General features: G+C 63.6%; 14 protein-coding genes and 1 pseudogene. 6 read left to right on the forward strand and 9 right to left on the reverse strand.

Annotated elements, in window-relative coordinates; translation table 11 throughout:
* Positions 1-43: 43 nt before the first annotated feature.
* Positions 44-4,618: a DUF4329 domain-containing protein gene (locus L8K08_RS17760; RefSeq protein WP_242199028.1), complete on the forward strand. Its 4,575-nt coding sequence runs from the start codon at positions 44-46 to the stop codon at positions 4,616-4,618.
* A 7-nt stretch (positions 4,619-4,625) separates the two neighbouring features.
* Here the strand turns inward: L8K08_RS17760 and L8K08_RS17765 are convergent.
* The 8 genes and pseudogenes from L8K08_RS17765 to cbiE form a co-directional block, all read right to left on the reverse strand.
* Positions 4,626-4,958: pseudogene (locus L8K08_RS17765) on the reverse strand (iron chelate uptake ABC transporter family permease subunit); the annotation flags it as partial.
* 128 nt (positions 4,959-5,086) lie between these two features.
* A complete protein-coding gene (locus tag L8K08_RS17770) occupies positions 5,087-6,469 on the reverse strand; it encodes a PepSY domain-containing protein (protein WP_242199030.1) in 1,383 nt (460 codons plus the stop codon).
* Between the two features lie 116 nt (positions 6,470-6,585).
* Positions 6,586-8,646 carry a TonB-dependent copper receptor gene (locus L8K08_RS17775; RefSeq protein WP_242199032.1) on the reverse strand — a complete coding sequence of 687 codons (2,061 nt, stop codon included), beginning with the start codon at positions 8,644-8,646 and terminating at the stop codon, positions 6,586-6,588.
* Between the two features lie 93 nt (positions 8,647-8,739).
* Complete coding sequence (locus L8K08_RS17780; RefSeq protein WP_242199135.1) at positions 8,740-9,102, reverse strand: DUF2946 domain-containing protein; 363 nt, start codon at positions 9,100-9,102, stop codon at positions 8,740-8,742.
* A gap of 64 nt (positions 9,103-9,166) precedes the next feature.
* Positions 9,167-9,649: a copper chaperone PCu(A)C gene (locus L8K08_RS17785; protein ID WP_145160267.1), complete on the reverse strand. Its 483-nt coding sequence runs from the start codon at positions 9,647-9,649 to the stop codon at positions 9,167-9,169.
* 46 nt (positions 9,650-9,695) lie between these two features.
* Positions 9,696-10,091, reverse strand: a complete 396-nt coding sequence (locus L8K08_RS17790; protein ID WP_106577683.1) for a DUF2946 domain-containing protein — start codon at positions 10,089-10,091, stop codon at positions 9,696-9,698.
* Between the two features lie 244 nt (positions 10,092-10,335).
* Positions 10,336-11,055, reverse strand: coding sequence for a cobalt-precorrin-6A reductase (locus tag L8K08_RS17795; protein ID WP_242199034.1), 720 nt, complete (start codon positions 11,053-11,055; stop codon positions 10,336-10,338).
* A complete protein-coding gene (gene cbiE / locus L8K08_RS17800) occupies positions 11,052-12,257 on the reverse strand; it encodes a precorrin-6y C5,15-methyltransferase (decarboxylating) subunit CbiE (protein ID WP_242199036.1) in 1,206 nt (401 codons plus the stop codon). The genes L8K08_RS17795 and cbiE overlap by 4 nt, the downstream gene beginning before the upstream one ends.
* A gap of 38 nt (positions 12,258-12,295) precedes the next feature.
* On the opposite strand from cbiE, the gene cobG reads away from it, so the two are divergent.
* The 5 genes from cobG (at position 12,296) to L8K08_RS17825 (ending at position 17,646) form a co-directional block, all read left to right on the forward strand.
* Complete coding sequence (cobG, locus tag L8K08_RS17805) at positions 12,296-13,642, forward strand: precorrin-3B synthase (protein ID WP_242199039.1); 1,347 nt, start codon at positions 12,296-12,298, stop codon at positions 13,640-13,642.
* Positions 13,635-14,261 (forward strand): precorrin-8X methylmutase, encoded by a 627-nt coding sequence (locus L8K08_RS17810; RefSeq protein ID WP_242199042.1) that lies wholly within the window; start codon positions 13,635-13,637, stop codon positions 14,259-14,261. Before cobG ends, L8K08_RS17810 begins: the two co-directional genes overlap by 8 nt.
* A complete protein-coding gene (locus L8K08_RS17815) occupies positions 14,261-14,992 on the forward strand; it encodes a precorrin-2 C(20)-methyltransferase (RefSeq protein WP_145160278.1) in 732 nt (243 codons plus the stop codon). The genes L8K08_RS17810 and L8K08_RS17815 overlap by 1 nt, the downstream gene beginning before the upstream one ends.
* Positions 14,992-16,629, forward strand: coding sequence for a precorrin-3B C(17)-methyltransferase (gene cobJ, locus L8K08_RS17820; protein WP_242199045.1), 1,638 nt, complete (start codon positions 14,992-14,994; stop codon positions 16,627-16,629). The genes L8K08_RS17815 and cobJ overlap by 1 nt, the downstream gene beginning before the upstream one ends.
* A gap of 237 nt (positions 16,630-16,866) precedes the next feature.
* Complete coding sequence (locus tag L8K08_RS17825) at positions 16,867-17,646, forward strand: hypothetical protein (RefSeq protein ID WP_145160283.1); 780 nt, start codon at positions 16,867-16,869, stop codon at positions 17,644-17,646.
* On the opposite strand, the gene L8K08_RS17830 is transcribed toward L8K08_RS17825, so the two are convergent.
* Positions 17,643-18,239, reverse strand: a complete 597-nt coding sequence (locus L8K08_RS17830; protein ID WP_017253590.1) for a MarC family protein — start codon at positions 18,237-18,239, stop codon at positions 17,643-17,645. The genes L8K08_RS17825 and L8K08_RS17830 overlap by 4 nt on opposite strands.
* Positions 18,240-18,301 lie beyond the last annotated feature (62 nt).

The following is an 18,301-nucleotide window of genomic DNA, read 5'->3' on the forward strand; positions in this document are numbered from 1 at the left end:
TGGTGCAACAGTGAGCGCTCCTCACTTTCCAAGGACTGAATGTATGCCACGTATCCCCCGAGTCGCTGCGCCGCAGCCGACCCTGCCGGTCTTGAGCCCGCCGTTTATCAGCGCGGACGATGCCGCGCGTTGGGCCTACGAACAGACCGATTACGCATCGGCCGACAAGGAATTCGGTGGCGCGATCCTCAAGCAGGGCCACCACTGGTTTGCCACAACGCCCATGGCCGACCAGCACGTCACCTTCGATCATCGGATCGTGCTGGCCACCGACGCCGACGATAATTTCATCGCCCCCGAGGGCTATACCTGCGAGGCGCTCTATCACTCCCACCCGCCGGACATGGCGCAGGTGAAGCTGCACAACCCCGGCATGAGCGATGAGCAGGCCTCGGTGTTCGTCAGTTTTTTCTCGCCTGCCGATCTGCGTTTTATCATCGAACACCGGCGTTCAGTGGCGGCGCACTATCTGTGCGGCCCCGAAGGCTCATTGCTCAAATACGTGAGCAGTGGCTCGGCGGCCGAAGTGCTATTGAGAAAGCGCATTGTCGGTGAGGAGCCATTCGCGCCCTCTGCGGACTTCGAGTCGTTGATCTGGCAGGCCGCGCAAGCCGGCGATCTGCGCGTGGTGGTGGCCAATGCTCACTGGGGAGGCGTGCGCGGACGGGTCAAGCACGGCTGGCGGATCAACACGGCCGTCACCCAGGTGACAGAGGAACAGCCGTTCTGCACGCCGGTCTTCGAGCGCGCAGAGCTGGCGCTGATGGCCGCGCGCGCGTTGTTCCCTGAAGGCTCAGCCCAGGGCTTTGTGCTGAAGCACACGCGCGGCGAAGCGTATGTGGCCACTTACCCCGAGGCCCTTGGCACGCCGTTGTTCTCTCCTGCTGCACGGTTCCCGTTGCGCGCCGATGGCCAGTTACGCCTGCCCTCCAACTTTCGACTGGAGGCTATCTACTACCGCGCCACGCCTTTGGCCGTTGACATTCCCGCACGTGAACCCTGGCTGTATTCCACTTTCTTTACCCCGGCCGAAGTGGCTGCCGCCATCACCCAGTCACGCGCGACCCTGGCGCTGCAGGACAAGACGCGTGGGCTGCATCTGTATCAGCAGGCGTCGGATGGCGCGCTGCTCAAGCTGCAAGTGCCCGGTTCTGCGACCGACCTGGCGGGCGCCGATGGTGACGACAACGGCGCCCAGGCCGCGCTGCTGGCCGGCACGCTGAGCCCGCGTGGCTATGTGCGCCGGGTGATTGCCTCAACGACGGTGTCGGTAGTGGCGGCGGGTTTGCTCTGGCGAACCCTCGGCCCGGTGGACAACCGTTCGGCGGTGCTGGACGGTTCATATCGGGCCGTGTTGAGCCGCGCCTTTATTTCGGCTCACGATGCAGCGGTGTATGCGCACGAGCAGATAGGGCGGCGACGCGAGCGTGCCTATGGCGGCTACGTGCTCAAAGACGATAAGGGACGTTTCTTTATCACCGAGCCTGAGGCAAGTGATGCCAACCCGTTTGCCCAGCTGCTGTTTTTTCCTGCGGATGGGCAAGGCCCGTTGATTGCGCCTGAGCCCTACCAGGTTTTTGGGCGTTACGGCTCGCACCCCGCGCTGTCGATGGTCGACCCCGGTTGGGTGGCGCAACGGCGCTGGAGCCGTGAAGACGCGCTGATCAACCTGCAGGTTTTTTCCGCCGATGAGATCCACGATGTGATCAGTCACGGGCAGCCGGCCTATCTGTCGGCCGCCGAGGATTGTTTACTGGCGTACACGCCCAGTTTTTCCAGCGCCGAGCAACGGCTGCTGACCCATACTGCGCCGCAACCGGGTGGCAGTTCCGCTCAGCAACGGCTGGACAGCGGGCAGGTCAAGCCTGCGCAATGGGTCATCGTGCTGGCCGAAGCCGGTGATTTGCGGGTGATCCTGGGCAACGCGTTGTGGGGCCCGCGCTCACCGGTCTATGACGACTGGACGGCGTATTTTGACTATGCGCCAAGAGTCGGCGCGCCTGACTACGCGACCTACGGCGCGCTGTTTGACAGCGCTGATGCGGCCGCTCGCAACCTTCACGCACGGGTTCATGGGCGCAACCTCGCCGAGCAGGCCTACTTCGGTTTTATTCTCAAGCACAAGGACACCGAGCAGTACCTGGCGAGCGAGGTTGCAGGCGTCGGCGACCAGAGTGCCCTGTTCAAGCTCAACCGTGTGTTTACCCCGATCGCGGGCGGCGATTTCCAGTTTCCGGACGGGTTCGTTCTGTGCGCATTGTTTCGTTCGCAGCAGTGGCAACCGGCGGGCGTGCCGGCCTCGACAGCCTGGCTGACCCGCTACTTCGTGATGCCCAAGGTGCTGTACGTCGCCCTCTATGACACCAAGCGTGCAGGCGAGAAATACAACAATGGCACCACCCTGCCGGTGTACTTCTCGACCCAGGAGGGCGCCTTGCTGCGGTACGTGTCGCTGCCGTTCAACGTGGGAAGTGGCGGCCCGGTGGACAGGCTCCTTGAGGATGATGAACGCCTGTTGGCCTCGGGCCAGAAAACGGCGCAAGCCTTTGTCCGGGACTGGGCCGACCGAGGTGAACTCAAGGTGATTCACACCAGCCAGTGCTGGGACACTCCGGGAGTGGTATCGCGTACCTGGGCCGGCTACGAGCACCTGGCTCGACGCCGATTGAGCCCGGCCTTCGCCGACGCGGATGATGCGGCGCGTTATGCCGCCGACATTATCGGCGAGGGACGCCGCCGCACCTATGGCGGGGTGCTGCTGCGGCAGGCGGATGGCATGTACGTGGCGACCGACCCATTGGCCGTGCCGCCCCAGGGTTTTGCGCTGAACTGGGTGTACCCCGATGTCGCCGTCACTGGCGGGCTTTATCCCCATGGCAGCACCATCGTTGCGCGCTACCGCTCGGTGCTTGGCGAGGAGACGCAAATGCTGGTGGCCGCCGACCAAAAGGCTATCTACCAGAGCATGCTGCCCACCGCAGTGCTGTCGAACCTGTTGCACCGTGATCCTCGAATACAGCGCGAATACCTGTTCGGGCCCCAAGGCACGATCCTGCGTTACCAGTTGACCGGCTCGGTGGAGGAAGCGGCGCTCAAAGCGCGTCTGGTGCCACTGAACCCACTGAACGGCAACCAAGTAGACACCGAGGTCGAACGCCAACTGCGCGCCGGTACCCTGCTGCCGGGTGACTTCGTCGGCCAGGTCGCCAAGGCCGGCGACCTGCGCGTCGTCAAGGGCAATGCGTTGTGGGGGTTTGCCCGGCGCTTGAGCGCGCCCTTCGTGGCGAATCTGGAGACACTGCCGGCCCTGGAGATCAAGCAGGTATTCGCCGATGCGCCGTGCAGCCCGATCTTTGCCCGCGCCGACGACGCCGTACGTTATGCACAACGATTGGCATCGCCCCGGCCAGAGGTACAGTTCGGTTACGTGCTCAAGTCCGTCAATAAAAATGCCTACATGACTACTCTGCCGCTGGTACGCGGGAATTACACGCGGCTAGAACAGGTTTTTGCCGACGGCTTGCTGCCCCAGGGCTATGGCTTGGATGGCCTGTATTTGTGCGCCTCTACCGTTGCGATTGCGCCGTCCAGCGATGCCATGGCCACCAGTTTCTTCACTCCCCAGGCGTTGGCCGGTGGCGTCGGCTTCGTCGGCAGTCTGTCCAGAAGCCGAGGCTTGCCGCTTTACCTGCTGTGTGCCGACGGTGCGCTGCTCAGCTATGTGGTCGATAAAAACGGCCGGCAATTGGCCTACGCAATGCTCAGCCAGGCGGGCGCCATCGGCCGGCGTCTGCTTGAGGGCGGCTCGACCGTCGCAAGTTTTGTCAAAGAGCTGGCTGCCAAGGGCGCGCTGGAGGTGCGAGTGCGCAGCACCGTGTGGGGCAAGGAGCAGACCGTGACGGCGCAGTGGGAGCCCAATGCCGAACCCTGGCCGTTCGAACACAACCCGCACTTGCTGTCGTTTTGCGGGCCGCTGTTCAGCCATGCCGATGACGCGGCGCGCTGGGCTCGCAAACAGGTGGGCCCATTCAAGGGCGTCGAATACCTGGGCGCGGTGCTGACCTGTCCCGGGATTACGGGGTTTGTGCCACTTGAACCCGTAGAGGACCGCCACGCCTGGCTGCAGGACACGATTGTGAAACTGTTCCGGTTCGAGCGCGCCGGGCTTGAGGTCACGGTCGCGCACCCTCTGTTCGGCTACGCCGTTAACGCCGTGCAGGCCTTCTACAAAGGCATGGCTGCTGTGCCGGACCTGCAAGCTCAGGAAGTGAAGCTGCTGAACAATTTTGTCTCCGGCAACGAGCTGAGGTCGTACCTGGATATCGTCAAGATCAACCGCCCGGTCGCCGAGAGTGTGTACTTGACGTGCCGGGGCGGCGCGCTGCTCAAGTATGTGCCCGGTTTCACGGCGGCCGAGACGCAATTGCTGAGTGCCGGTGCGTCGGTTCTGCCCAGCGCGCTGGTCAGCGGTTTGTGGGCGGCCGGCCAGCTGGCGGTGCTGGAAACCGACGCCTTCTGGACCCGCGCAGGGGTGCTGGGCAAGGCGTGGCAAGCCAACCTGCAGGCTGAACCTGATCCGCTGGACGTCGAGTACGGCCGGGACAAGGACGAACTCTGAGGTGTTATCAGCGCTTGCGCATCAGCCCGATAAAAAACAGCCCGCCAATCGCCGCCGTGGCCACGTCGACCCACACCAGGAGCACACTGCCCAGCAGCACGCACACCGGCAATAGACGCCGATGCTCGGCGCCGACCAAACGCCGGGCAATGTACGGCACCATCAGCCCGACAAAGCCGATGGAGCCGCTGATCGACACCAGCACTGCGGTCATCAACGAGGCGACCAGGAACACCTTCAACCGCACAGTGCGTGCGTTGAGGCCGAGGTTCATGGCGGTCTGTTCGCCGGCCATCAAGGCATTGAGCGGGCGCGCCATGCTCAGCAGCAACAACAGCCCTTTGCACCTAGGCAACTTGCGCTTGCATCTGCGCGATCAACGCGTTGGTGCGTCCTGCACGTCGAAGATCCTGCCCAGGTTGCGCAGGTCGTTGTAGGTGTCGTCCAGGGTGGCGCATCTCGCCTGCCTCATGCAGAACCTGAGGTGGATTCACGTTGGTTGAAAACGCGCGCCAACACCAGCCGATCCAAGGTCCACACCGCGATCAATGAAGCGCCGACCAAGGGGAAAATGATCGCCAGCGCGAGCATGATCACCATCGCGGTTTTCCACTTCGGCACGTCATGGCGCAGCGGCGGCACACCCAGGCCACCGGCAGGCCGGCGTTTCCACCAGATCACCACGCCACTCACCGCGCTGAGTAAAATCATCAGGCAGATCAGTAGCACGATGAGTTGGTTGACCCAACCGAACATCTTGCCTTCGTGCAGCATCACACCCGTTTCGGTGGCGCGCGCCAGCGTGTTGTAGTGTTCCCAGCGCACATCGGCGAGCACCTTGCCGGTGTATTGGTCCACGTGCAGGGTGGCGTCGTTGCGTGGGTCGTTGGCGAACACCGCGACGGTGAACACGCCGTCGGCGGTGCTCGGAAAGGTGATGCTGTAACCGGGCTCAACCTTGCGTGAATTGGCCAGATCGACCACCTGCTGCAAGCGCACGGTCGGCGCGGCCGGGCCCGACTGCATGGCACCGTGGTTCATGTGTTCGGCGTGGTCGCCGGACATCGGCATCGGCGTGTTTTCCATCGCCCACGGCACGGTTTGCTGGCTGGCGGTATTGAGGCTGCGCGCCTGCTGATCCGACTGCGGCACGTTGTTCCACATTGCCGCCGGAAAGCGATTCCACAACGCGGCGTATTGCTTGCCCCAGAAGCCGGTCCAGGTCATGCCGCTGAGCAGCATCACCAGTAAAAACGCCGCCCCCCAGAAACCGGCGACGGCGTGCATGTCGCGCCAGAACACGCGCCCACGCGCGTTGAACCGTGGCCACAACACCCCGGCCGACGACTTGCCGCGCGGCCACCACAGGTACAGGCCGGACACCACCAGCATCACGCCCCAACCGGCGGCGAGTTCCACCAGGCGGTCGCCGACGGTGCCGATCATCAGCTCACCGTGGAGTGCGCGGGCGATGGCTTGCAGGTTGTAGTTGGCATCCTGTTCGCCAAGCACAGTGCCGCGGTACGGGTCCACGAATACGGTCATTTCGCGGCCGTTGTCATGTATCACGAACTGCGCGCTGCTGGTGGCGTCGGCCGGTGGCAGGTATTTACTGATTTTGCCTTGGGGAAAGGCTGCCTGCGCTCGCTGTAATTGCTCGTCGGCACTCAGGGCGTGTTCGGCGCTTTGCACGGTGAGCAGCTCGCCGTACATCAGCGGGTCGAGCTGGGGTTTGAACAGGTAGATGATGCCGGTGAGGGCCAGCAGCACCATGAATGGCGCGACGAAAAGCCCGGCGTAAAAGTGCCAGCGCCAGGCCAGGTTGTAGAAGGAAATCTTTTGAGTGGTCATCGGGTGCTCCGCAAAGGATTTAAAAATTTTTGTCGGTTATGCCGCCTTCGCGAGCAAGCCCGCTCCCACATTTGAAATGCATTCCAAGTGTGGGAGCGGGCTTGCTCGCGAAGCTCTTAGAAGCTCATGTCCACCTTGGTCCAGAGCGTGCGCCCCGGTTCCTTGATGGCTTGCGGGTCGCTGGCCGGGTAGCCGAACCCGGCGTTGCCGGCCAGGTTCAAGTGCTCGGCGTAGGCCTTGCCGAACAGGTTGTCGACGCCGGTGCTGACCTTGAAGTGCTTATTGATGCGGTACGCCGCGTTCAGCGAGAACACGCCAAAGCCGCCGCTTTTGTCGAAGTCCTTGCCGACCACGTTGCCCTTGTTTTGGTCGATGCGGTTTTGCGCTGCAACCACGCGCCACAAGGCACCGGCGCTCCAGTCGTCTTCGCTGTAGGTCAGGCCGAAACGCGCGTCCAGCGGCGGCATTTGCGGCAGGGCCTTGCCGTCGCTGGTGTTCTTGCCCCAGGCATAGGCGAGGCTGGCATCGGCTTTCCAGTGGCGGGTCAACTTGTAGGCCGCGCCGAGTTCGCCGCCCATGATCCGTGCATCGACGTTACGCGCCTGGGAGGTGGTGCCCATCATGCCGGGCTTGTAGTCGAACAGGATGAAGTCGCGCACCTGGCCGACATAAGCCGAGGCCCAGGCTTCTACGTCAGCGGTTTTGTACTGCGCGCCGAAGTCGAGTTGGGTGGTCTTTTCCGGCTTCACACCCTCGAAGGCATTCACTGAACCGACCGCGCCGGTCTTAGGGGAAAACAGCTCCCAGTAATCCGGGAAACGTTCCGAATGGCCCAGCCCGGCGTAGACGGTGGTGGGGCTGTCGGCCAAGTCGTGCTCATAGCGCACAAAGCCCGACGGCAGCGTATCGGCGCGGGTGTCGTCGGCGGTCGGGTTGGGGCGGGACATCATTCCTGAACCGGTCCTCTGGCGAAAATCCTTGGCCGAGGCGCGGTCCAGGCGCGCGCCGGTGATCAGGCGATCACGGTCGGCGGCGTACCAGGTCAGTTCGCCGAACACGCCATAGTTGTGGAAGTTGGCGTCCTTGTTGCGCGGCAGGTCCTTGTAGGTGTCGATGCCCATGCTGCTGCGCTGGCGGTGTTCGTTGGTCTGCGCGTCCAGGCCGCTGATCAGTTGCACGTCGGCCCAACGCCAGGTGGCCTTGATCCGCGCGCCGAGGGTGCGGCGGTCGACGTTGGAGGCCATGGGACCTGCCATCATGCCGGTGCCGGACGGCGTGCGCAGGCTGTAGTTGTCCATCACATGGTCGGCGTAGTTGTAGTAGACCTGGGCTTCGACCTTATCCAGCACCTCGCCGATGTTGGATTTTTCGAAGCGCAGGCCCAGGCTTTCGCGCAGGAACTGCGAACCGTCCATGCCGCGCCCGGCGTAACGCGCTTCGCCATCGCCACGGCCGGCGGTGAGTTCCAGCAGGGTGTCGGCGTCGGGGGTAAAACCGACGGCGACGTCGCCGTTCCACTTGTCGTAGCGCGAGGCAACCGTGTCGTTGTTGCCGTCCTTGTAGTCATCGGCGTGTGCCTGGTTGCCGATCACGCGCACGTAGCCCAGCGGCCCGCCGGCGGCGGCATCGATGACTTTGTCGAAGCGCCCGTTGGAGCCGGCCAGCACGCTGGCGTTGACCCGCGTGCCCAGCTCGCCGAACTGCTCCGGCTCACGCTCGAACAGAATGGTGCTGGCCGACGCGCCCGGGCCCCAGAGCACGGTTTGCGGGCCTTTGATCACGGTGAGCTTGTCGTAGGTTTCCGGCGAAATGTAGGAGGTCGGTGCGTCCATCCGGCCTGGGCAGGCGCCGAGCATCATGCCGCCGTTGGTGAGGATATTCAGGCGCGAACCGAACATGCCGCGCAGCACCGGGTCGCCGTTGGTGCCGCCGTTGCGCACCAGCGCGAAGCCTGGGATGGTCTTGAGGTAGTCGCCGCCATCGCTGGCCGGCACCGGTTGGCGTGGGTCTTTGGGGTTGGTGATCACGGTCAGCGGCGAGCTGGGAGCAATCGCGGTGATCACCGTGGGGCTTAACTCATGATCATCGGCGTGTACCTGTGGCACCAACAGCGCGCCACACAGAACAGCGAAAACGGGGGTACATCCCATACGGGTGTCAGCAGAAAACCTGGACATGAAAAATTCCATCAATCATTCGTAAACAACACGGCCAGCAGCCTGCGGCTGTCTGTCTAAAGTCGGCCGGTGTGAAGTAACGCAGTGAAATGCTTACGCGGTGATGGGGGGCGCGCGGCTGCGCGCGCCGGGGAAAATGCTCTGCCGGGCATGACCCAGGCGTGGGGCGGGGGTGAGGGCGTTGGCCGGCGGCGCGGTGCCGAGGGTGACGTGAGACACGCTGCCGGGCAGGGCCGGGCAACTGAAAAGCAGGCTGCAATAGCCGCACTTTTCCCAAAGCACATGGTGCTCGTCAGGCGCTTTGCTGTGTTGCGGTGCATCGCCATGGCAGCTGGGCATGTCCATGGACATGTCCATCGACATACCGGCGTGATGATCCATCGGCATCGCTTGGGAAATCAGCGGACCGATAAAGATCATCAGCATGGCGAACAGGCTGATCCAGCTGGCGCGCATCAAACCCGGGGGCTTGCGGCGTTGCACGGATAACCTGGCGCGAGGGGCGCCCATCGAGGTTGGCCTATTGCGCGTGCATAGACTCGTGGCCAGCCGCTGGCGGCGTTTTCTGAACCGAAACTTCCACTTCAACCTTGCCGGCTTTTTCGAACGTCAGGGTCAGTGGGAATTGCTTGCCGTCGGCCAGCCGGCTGCGGTCTTTGAGGCCCAGCAGCATCACGTGATAGGCCATTGGCGCGAAGGTCAAATCCCCTTTGGCCGGCACGGCAACGCTGGGCACTTGTTGCATCTTCATCAAGTCGCCCTGCATCACATGCTCGTGCAGCTCGGCCTTATCCGCTACCGGCGTCTCGACGCCAAGTAAGCGGTCCGGCGTTTCGCCGGCGTTATGAATCACGAAATACGCAGCGACGGTCGGCGCATTCGGTGGCAGCTCCTGTGACCAGGGATCGCTGACCAGCAGGTCGCCGGCCTTGTAGTCATCGGCATTCGCAGCAACACACACCGGCAGCAACAACGCAGCCAGAAGCAGGGAAGATTTGAGCATGGCAGTTCTCCAGAACGGTTCTAAACGCAGTTCACTTGCGAAGAAATCAGACCGTTGGAGACGCGCGCGGGTTGAGGCTCGGCCATTGCTGGCGCGGGGTAGGGGCTTGCAATGAAGGCGGCGGCAGGCTCTGCGCCGCTGCAAAACGGGTGAGATACAACTGCGGCACATGCCCCGGCAAGGCCACCAAAGGCGGTGAGCCCGAGCAACACCAGCAGTGCTGCATGGTGGAGTGGTCGTCCTGCTGCGGCGCCGGAATGTCCAGCTTGCCCAGGGCAATGGTCTTCAGGCTGGCGCCATTGGAGGAGCAAAAACTGCCCCACAGCAATTGCTGAACAGGGTCGCTGGACTGTTGCATCGCACTCGCCATCGGCATGGCAAAGGCGTTGAACAGCACTGCAAAGCAGGCGATCCACACAATTGCAAAGCGTTGACGGGCCATGGCGGACAATCCGTAGGGTTAAGCGATCAGGTGCGTATTTAGCCTGATCGGTGGGGATAAGTAAAAAAGGCTGGTGTGGTTTGGTGTCGCAGTGGTTGCCTTCATGATAGTCGGGAACCACAGATTGCCAATCTTAACCCTGTGGGAGCGGGCTTGCTCGCGAAGGCGGTGTATCAGTAACGGCCAGGCTCACTGACCCACCGCCATCGCAGGCAAGCCAGCTCCCACATTGGAAAGGGGGTGTTTAGAGCGTGTTGACTGCCTGTAGCACCGCAGCCACGTCGGTGAACTCTCGATCTACCGCCGCCAACACTGGACGCTTCAAGACAAGCACCGGCATTCCCAGCTCCCGCGCCACTTCCAGCTTCGGCTCAGTGGCCGCACTGCCGCTGTTTTTGCTGATCAGCACATCAATCCCACGCCGCTCAAACAAGGCGCGCTCATCCTCAAGCAGAAACGGCCCACGGGCACCGATGACTTCGCAGCGTGCATTGCCGGGATACACATCCAGGGCGCGTAGCGTCCAGAACTGATCCGCGGGGATTTCATCGAGGTGCTGCAATGGCTCGCGCCCCAGCGTGAACAAAGGGCGCTTGAAGGGTTTCAACGCTGCCACCAGCTCGGCCCAATCACTGACTTCACGCCAGTCATCGCCTGCCTGCGGTTGCCACGCCGGGCGGCGTAACGCCCAGCAAGGGATGTCGCACAGCCGCGCCGCCTGCGCGGCGTTCCGGCTGATCTGAGCGGCATACGGATGGGTGGCGTCGAGGATCAAGCTGATATTTTCATCGCGAACAAACTGCGCCAGGCCTTCAGCCCCGCCATAACCACCGACGCGCACGTGACAGGGGAGATCGGTAGGCACGCGGCCCACACCGGCCAAACTGTAGATATGCTGCGGCCCCAGCGTGCGGGCGATGGCCAACGCTTCCGTCACGCCACCCAACAGCAGGATGCGTTTCATAGCGGCTTGACCACTTCCAACAGGGTTATTGGCAAGGCCTGGCGCCAGGTGTCGAATTCGCCCAGCGGCTGGGCCTGGGCCACGTGAATGCGGGTCAGCTCGCCGCCGTGCTCTGCGCGCCAGGCCATCAGGGTCATTTCGCTTTGCAGAGTCACGGCATTCGCCACCAAGCGGCCGCCCGGGCGCAGGTGCTGCCAGCACGTGTCGAGCACGCCATCACGGGTGACGCCGCCACCGATGAAGATTGCGTCCGGTGCTTCCAGTCCGTGCAGCACGTCCGGCGCCTTTCCACGAATCAATTGCAAACCGGGCACGCCAAGGGCGTCGCGGTTATGTTCGATCAGGCCTTGGCGGCCTGCGTCGGCTTCAATCGCCAGCGCGCGGCAGCTGGGATGGGCACGCATCCATTCGATGCCGATGGAGCCACTGCCCGCGCCTACGTCCCAGAGCAACTCGCCGGGCATCGGTGCGAGGCGGGCAAGCGTCATGGCGCGCACGTCACGCTTGGTCAGTTGGCCGTCGTGTTTGAAGGCTGAGTCCGGCAGGCCGGCGAGGCGCGACAGGCGCGGCGTGTTGGCGTCGGCCACGCAGTCAATGGCGACGAGATTCAAATCCGCAACCGAGGCGTGTGGCCAATCAACCGCCAGCCCGTCAATGCGCTGTTCATCCGCGCCGCCCACGTGTTCAAACACACTGACACGGCTGGCCCCAAACCCGGACTCAACCAACAGCGAAGCAATCGCCGCAGGGCTGCGGCCATCGTTGCTCAACACCAGCAACCGCACGCCGCTGGCCAGCTGCGCATGCAGCGCCGCCAACGGCCGCGCAACCACTGACAACGTCACCACGTCCTGCAATGGCCAGCCCAATCGCGCCGCCGCCAGCGACACCGACGACGGCGCCGGTAAAATCAGCAACTCTTCAGCCGCCACCTGCCGCGCCAGACTGGCGCCCACGCCATAGAACATCGGGTCGCCGCTGGCCAGCACGCACACAGGCTCGCCGCGTTGCGCCAACACGGGCGCCAGGGAAAACGGGCTCGGCCACAACTGCCGCTCACCACGAATACACACCGGCAACAGGTCCAACTGACGCTGGCCGCCTATAATCCGGGAGGCGCGCAACAGGGCGTGCCGGGCGTTTCTGCCCAGCCCCTTGAAGCCGTCTTCACCGATGCCTACTACCGTCAGCCAGGGCGACATATCAATTCCTTGAACGACATCCGACGGGCAGGCTTTTCATGCCGCCGGACAAAGCAGGCATAATACCGCGCCTTTACCCGTCAACCGGTAGCCCCGTGAACCCAACACCTGCTCTGAACACCTTGCGCCCCTCGGCTTGTCCGGGGTTGCTGCGTATTGTCCAGGCGTTGGATGGCGGCATTTGTCGGATCAAACTGGCCGGTGGCGCCATCACTGCCGCCCAGGCGATGGCCGTGGCGGATGCGGCCCAGGCCTACGCCGGTGGAGTGATCGAGGCCACCAACCGCGCCAATCTGCAGATTCGCGGGATTGGTGCCGAGCAGCAGGCCTTGATCGCCGCGCTGCTGGCCGCAGGCCTTGGCCCGAACAACGCGGCTGGCGATGATGTGCGCAACCTGATGCTCAGCCCCAGCGCCGGTATCGACACGCAGATGTTGATCGACACCCGACCGTTGGCCGGGCAGATCCTCGCCACCTTGCAAAACCATCCACGTTTCCATGAGTTGTCGGCCAAGTTCGCCGTGCAGCTCGATGGCGGTGAAGCCCTGGCGATGCTCGAGCATCACCACGACCTGTGGTTGTCGGCGTTTGAGCGCGATGGCGAAACATTATTGGCCTTCGGCCTGGCCGGTTGCCCTGGGTTGGATGCGCCATTGGCGGCCGTGCCCCTGGAGCAAGGTCATGCTCTGGTCGTTGCAGTGCTGGAGCTGTTTCTCGACGTGGCGACGCCCACGCAAACCCGTATGCGTCATCTGGCTGTGGATAACTTACTGGCCCGTCTGAGCCTGCCGCTGCTGCCGGTGGAGGGCTTCAAGCGCCCGGCCAGTGGGGCTTTACTGCACTTGGGCAGTTATCCACAGCGGCAAAAAGATCAATTCTACGTCGCCGCCGTTGCACCGCTGGGTCGCCTGGATTCAACCATGCTCAAAGGCGCCGCGCAGTTGGCCTTGGAGTTCGGCGACGGCACTTTACGTTTCACGCCATGGCAGGGCGTGCTGCTGCCCAACATTAACAGCCACGGCGCAGTGACTGAACGTCTGGCGCACCTGGGTTTTCTCTGCTCAGTCGACCAACCCCTGGCGCGCCTGATTGCCTGCACCGGCTCAAGCGGCTGTGGCAAAGGCCTGGCCGACACCAAGGCCGACGCCCTGCAATTGGCCGCGCTGCAACCTGGCGTTGAGGTGCACCTGTCCGGTTGCCCACGCTCCTGCGCGGCTGCGCACACCGCGCCGGTCACGTTGCTGGCAGTGAGCCCCGGCCACTACGACGTCTATTTTCGCGATGCAGCCCAGCCAGGTTTCGGCCGGCTGCACGCGCGCACTCTTTCCATTGAAGCGGCGGGCGCCCTGTTACGCGCACGCTCACGGAGCAACACCGATGATTGATTACATCCGCGACGGTCAGGAGATCTATCGCAACTCCTTCGCCATTATTCGCGCGGAAGCCAAGTTGGACCGCATCCCGGCTGATTTGGAAAAACTCGCGGTGCGGGTGATCCATGCCTGCGGCATGGTCGAGGCCATCGATGGCCTGCAGTTCTCCGAAGGCGCAGGCAAGGCCGGGCGCGATGCGCTGGCCGCCGGTGCGCCGATTCTGTGCGATGCGCGGATGGTCTCCGAAGGCGTAACCCGTGTGCGCCTGCCGGCCAACAATGAGGTGATCTGCACCCTGCGCGATGACAGCGTGCCGGACCTGGCGCGTGCGTTGGGCAACACCCGTTCCGCTGCCGCGCTGGAGCTGTGGCGCCCGCACCTGGAAGGCAGCGTGGTGGTGATCGGCAACGCGCCGACCGCGCTGTTCTACCTGCTGGAGATGCTCGATGCCGGCGCGCCAAAACCTGCATTGATCCTGGGCTTCCCGGTCGGGTTTGTCGGCGCTGCCGAGTCCAAGGCCATGCTGGCGGCCGACAGCCGTGGCGTGCCGTTCGTGATCATGCAAGGGCGTCTGGGCGGCAGTGCGATGGCGGCCGCTGCGGTCAACGCCTTGGCCACGGAGGTCGAGTAATGCAGGCACGTGGACGTTTGATCGGCCTGGGCGTGGGCCCCGGCGACCCGGAACTGATCACCCTCAAGGCCCTGCGCCTGCTGCGCGAATCGCCGGTGGTGGCCTACTTCGTGGCCAAGGGCAAGAAGGGCAATGCGTTCGGCATCATCGAAGACCACCTGGTCGCGCAGCAGACCCTGATGCCGCTGGTGTACCCGGTGACCACCGAAGTGTTGCCGGCGCCGCTGTCCTACGAGCAAGTCATCAGCGACTTCTACGACACGGCCAGCCTGGACGTGGCCGCGCACCTGGACGCCGGCCGCGACGTGGCGGTGATCTGCGAAGGTGACCCGTTCTTCTATGGGTCCTACATGTACCTGCACGATCGCCTGGCCGAGCGCTATGACGCCCAGGTGATTCCCGGCGTGTGTTCGATGCTCGGCGGCGCCTCGGTACTCGGCGCGCCGCTGGTGTATCGCAATCAGAGCCTGTCGGTGCTCTCGGGCGTGCTGCCCCATGACGACCTCAAGCGTCGCCTGGCGGATGCCGATGCGGCGGTAATCATGAAGCTGGGGCGTAACTTCCCCAAGGTGCGCCAGGTGCTGGAAGAACTCGGCCTGGCCGAGCGCGCGCTGTACGTAGAGCGCGCGACCATGGCCAACCAGAAAATCGTGCCGCTGGATCAGGTCGACCCGGCGTCTTCGCCGTACTTCTCGCTGATCATCGTGCCCGGCGAAAGGTGGCAAGGTTGATGCGCCCGGCGATTGTCATTCTGGGCCAGGGCAGCCTGGTCACGGCGCGCACGATTGCGCAGGTTTACCCCGGCGCGCTGATCCACGGCTTGGCCGGGCGCGTTGAAGGCGCCGACCAGACCTACAGCGAGTTCGGCGCTACCCTGCGCCAGCTGTATCAACAGGGCACGCCGCTGATTGCGCTGTGCGCTGCCGGCATCGTGATCCGCACCCTGGCGCCGCTGCTGCTGGAAAAGGGCGAGGAACCCGCCGTGCTGGCCGTGGCGGAAGACGGCAGCGCCGTGGTGCCGTTGCTCGGCGGCCTCGGTGGCGTGAACGTGATGGCGCGCGACATTGCCGCCGCGTTGGGCGTGCCTGCCGCGATCACCACCAGTGGCGAGTTGCGGTTCGGCACCTGCCTGCTCAACCCGCCGGCCGGTTATCAGCTGGCGGATCTGGAGCTGGGCAAGCGTTTTGTCTCGGACCTGCTGGCCGGCGAAAGCGTGCGCATCGAAGGCGCGGCGCCGTGGCTGGCTCAGGCCAATCTGCCGCAGGATCAGCAGGCGCGTCTGGCGATTCATGTGGGCAGCGCCGAGCGCGTGCCTGCCGCCAACGAATTGCTGATTTACTCGCAGAACGTGTGCGTCACCTGCAAGCCCGGCGCGCACTTGGCTGAGCGTGTGCGGGCGGTATTGCACGACGCAGGTATTGCCGTTCAATCCCTGGCCTGCGTGTTGGCCAGCGATACACAGATGGCCGAACCTTCGCTGCACGAGGCTGCGCTGGCGTTGAATGTGCCGCTGTTGTTTTCCGGCGTCACGCAAGAGGCGGAGATTGTCATCAGCGTCGCCGAGCAGCCCCTGGACCTGGCGCAAGTCGGGCGCCCGCGCGGCCGTCTGGCGGTGATTGGCCTGGGCCCTGGCGCCGCCGAGTTGATGGTGCCGGCGGTCAAGGCTGAACTGGCGCGCTGCACCGATGTGCTCGGTTACGAAACCTATGTGCGCATGGCCGGGCCATTTCGTGACGACCAAGTGCAGCACTGCACCGATAACCGCGAAGAAATGCAGCGTGCGCGCCATGCCTTCGAGTTGGCCGCGCAAGGGCGTTCAGTTGTGGTGGTATCGTCCGGTGACCCCGGCGTATTCGCCATGGCGGCTGCGGTGATCGAGGCCTTGCATGAGTCGAGTGACCCGGCCTGGCATCAGGTTGACCTGCAGATTCTGCCAGGCGTCTCGGCGTCGCTTGCCACCGCTGCGCAGGCGGGTGCGCCGCTGGGGCATGACTTTTGTGTGATGTCGCTGTCGGACAACCTCAAGCCCTGGTCGATCATCGAAAAGCGCCTGGACCTTGCGTCCCAGGCCGACTTGGCGCTGGCGTTCTACAACCCGATCTCGCGTTCGCGGCCGTGGCAATTGGGGCGCGCGCTGGAAATCGTTGCGCTGCACCGCACGCCTGAAACGCCGGTGGTGCTGGGGCGCGATATCGGTCGCCCAGGCCAGACACTGCGTGTCACCACGCTTGGGCAACTGACGCCCGAACAGGTGGATATGCGCACCATGGTGCTGATCGGCTCGTCCACCACGTGCGTATTCCCGCGCGCCGGTGGCGGCGCCTGGGTGTACACGCCGCGCTGGTATGGCGAAAAACCCGCCTCCTGAAAACGGCCTGTCGCACGCCGGAAAGCTCCGAGTAACGCTGGGTTAACGCCCGCCGTTATTCGGGGCTTTTTCTTTTTTTATCGACGAAATCCGGAAGGGCCCAAGGGCCGCCCAGCAATCGTTGGGTGGCGTAGCTCGCCGCATGCCGGCAAGTGATGTTTGTGGTCTGGAAAGCGCGCTCGCGGCTGGACTAGTGTGAACACACGCCCCATGTGGGGTGCCTGTGGAGAACTGAAAATGGAGCGACAGCACCGAAGGATCAACAGCGTAAAGAGACGCAAGTTGATTGCCGCCTACAAGTTGCCGGGAGCGCCGGGTGTACAGACCTCTGCGCCGATGGGCACGGACGATGACAGCAACGCGGCGGTGGTGAACAACGGCGTGATCTCGTTTATCGAGGGGATGTCCGCCCCGAATCGCGAATACGTTCGCAAGAGCTATTTGCTTGCGAGCAGCTACGTCAGCGATGTGTTGAAGGTTCAACGCGGCACCGAAGCCTGGTACGACGAATTTATCAAGGTGATGGTCAGTCTGGGCTGGCTGCCGGTGCGCAGCCGCTTCGAGCGGGTCACGCGCTCGGGCAAAGGCCTGACCGTGCAACTGGCGGCACTGAACATCATTGCGGCGATGCTGGCCTCGACGTCGCTGGCAGGACCTTTGCTCACCGCACTGCCCAAGCTGGCGGCGGATGCGTTAGAGGCGTTGAAGCAGCAACCCGCGACGTTCGACCTGTTCAAACGCAATAGCACGGTGCATCAGGGCGGTGATTTCGGCCTGGCCTCCTGCGCCGAAACCGAGGGAGAAGTGATGATGGTGCTGGTGACCTACAGCAGCCACGGTGTGAGCAAGCAGGTCGGCTTGCCCTTTCTGGAATGGGACAGCGCCTCGTTCGAGGCCTTCAGCGGGCAAACCTGCCTGGTGCTCAATACCGCGGTGGTCAACGAAACGACGCTCCAGCTGATGCGTGAGAGCGCCGGTGACAAGGTCCAGCTGGCCATCGCCAAGTACCGTATCTAGGGCACCAGATAACCGCGTACGCCGGTAAAGATGATCTGCGCGGCGAGGGCGCACACGAACAACCCCATCAACCGGCTGACAATCTGCAAGCCCTGGTCGCCCAGAATGCGTTCGATGCGGTTGGACAGGTACAGCACCACGCCCACCGTGAGGCTGGCCAGGGCAATGCTGAGGATGGCCATGATCTTGTCATCCCAGTGCGGCTGGCTCACGCCCATCACCAGCAGCGCACCGATGGTGCCCGGGCCGACGGTGAGCGGGATGGTCAGCGGCACGATGGTCACGTCCTGCTGCACGTTGTCGGTCTGTACCGCCGACTTGCCCTGGGCCATGCCCAGCGCCGAGATGAACAGCACGCTGCCGGCGCCGATGCGAAAAGCGTCCACGGTGATGCCGAACACGCTGAAAATCACCCGCCCGAACAGGTACAGCAACACGCTCGACACCAGCGTTGCCAGTGCTACTTTCCAGGCCAATCGCCGCCGCTCCTTGCTGGAATAACCACGGGTCAGGCTGATAAAACAGGACAGCACGAAGAACGGGCTGTAGAGCACCAGCATCTTCAGGTAAACGCTGAATAACACGTGGAGCATGAGGGCGGCTCGCGGGCGGGGAAAGTGGGCAGAGTCTATCAGGCGACACAGGTCAAATGTGG

Source organism: Pseudomonas sp. TREG-RG-20F-10-E-6-01 (genome assembly GCF_022662455.1).
In the GTDB taxonomy this organism is placed as follows: Bacteria; Pseudomonadota; Gammaproteobacteria; order Pseudomonadales; family Pseudomonadaceae; genus Aquipseudomonas.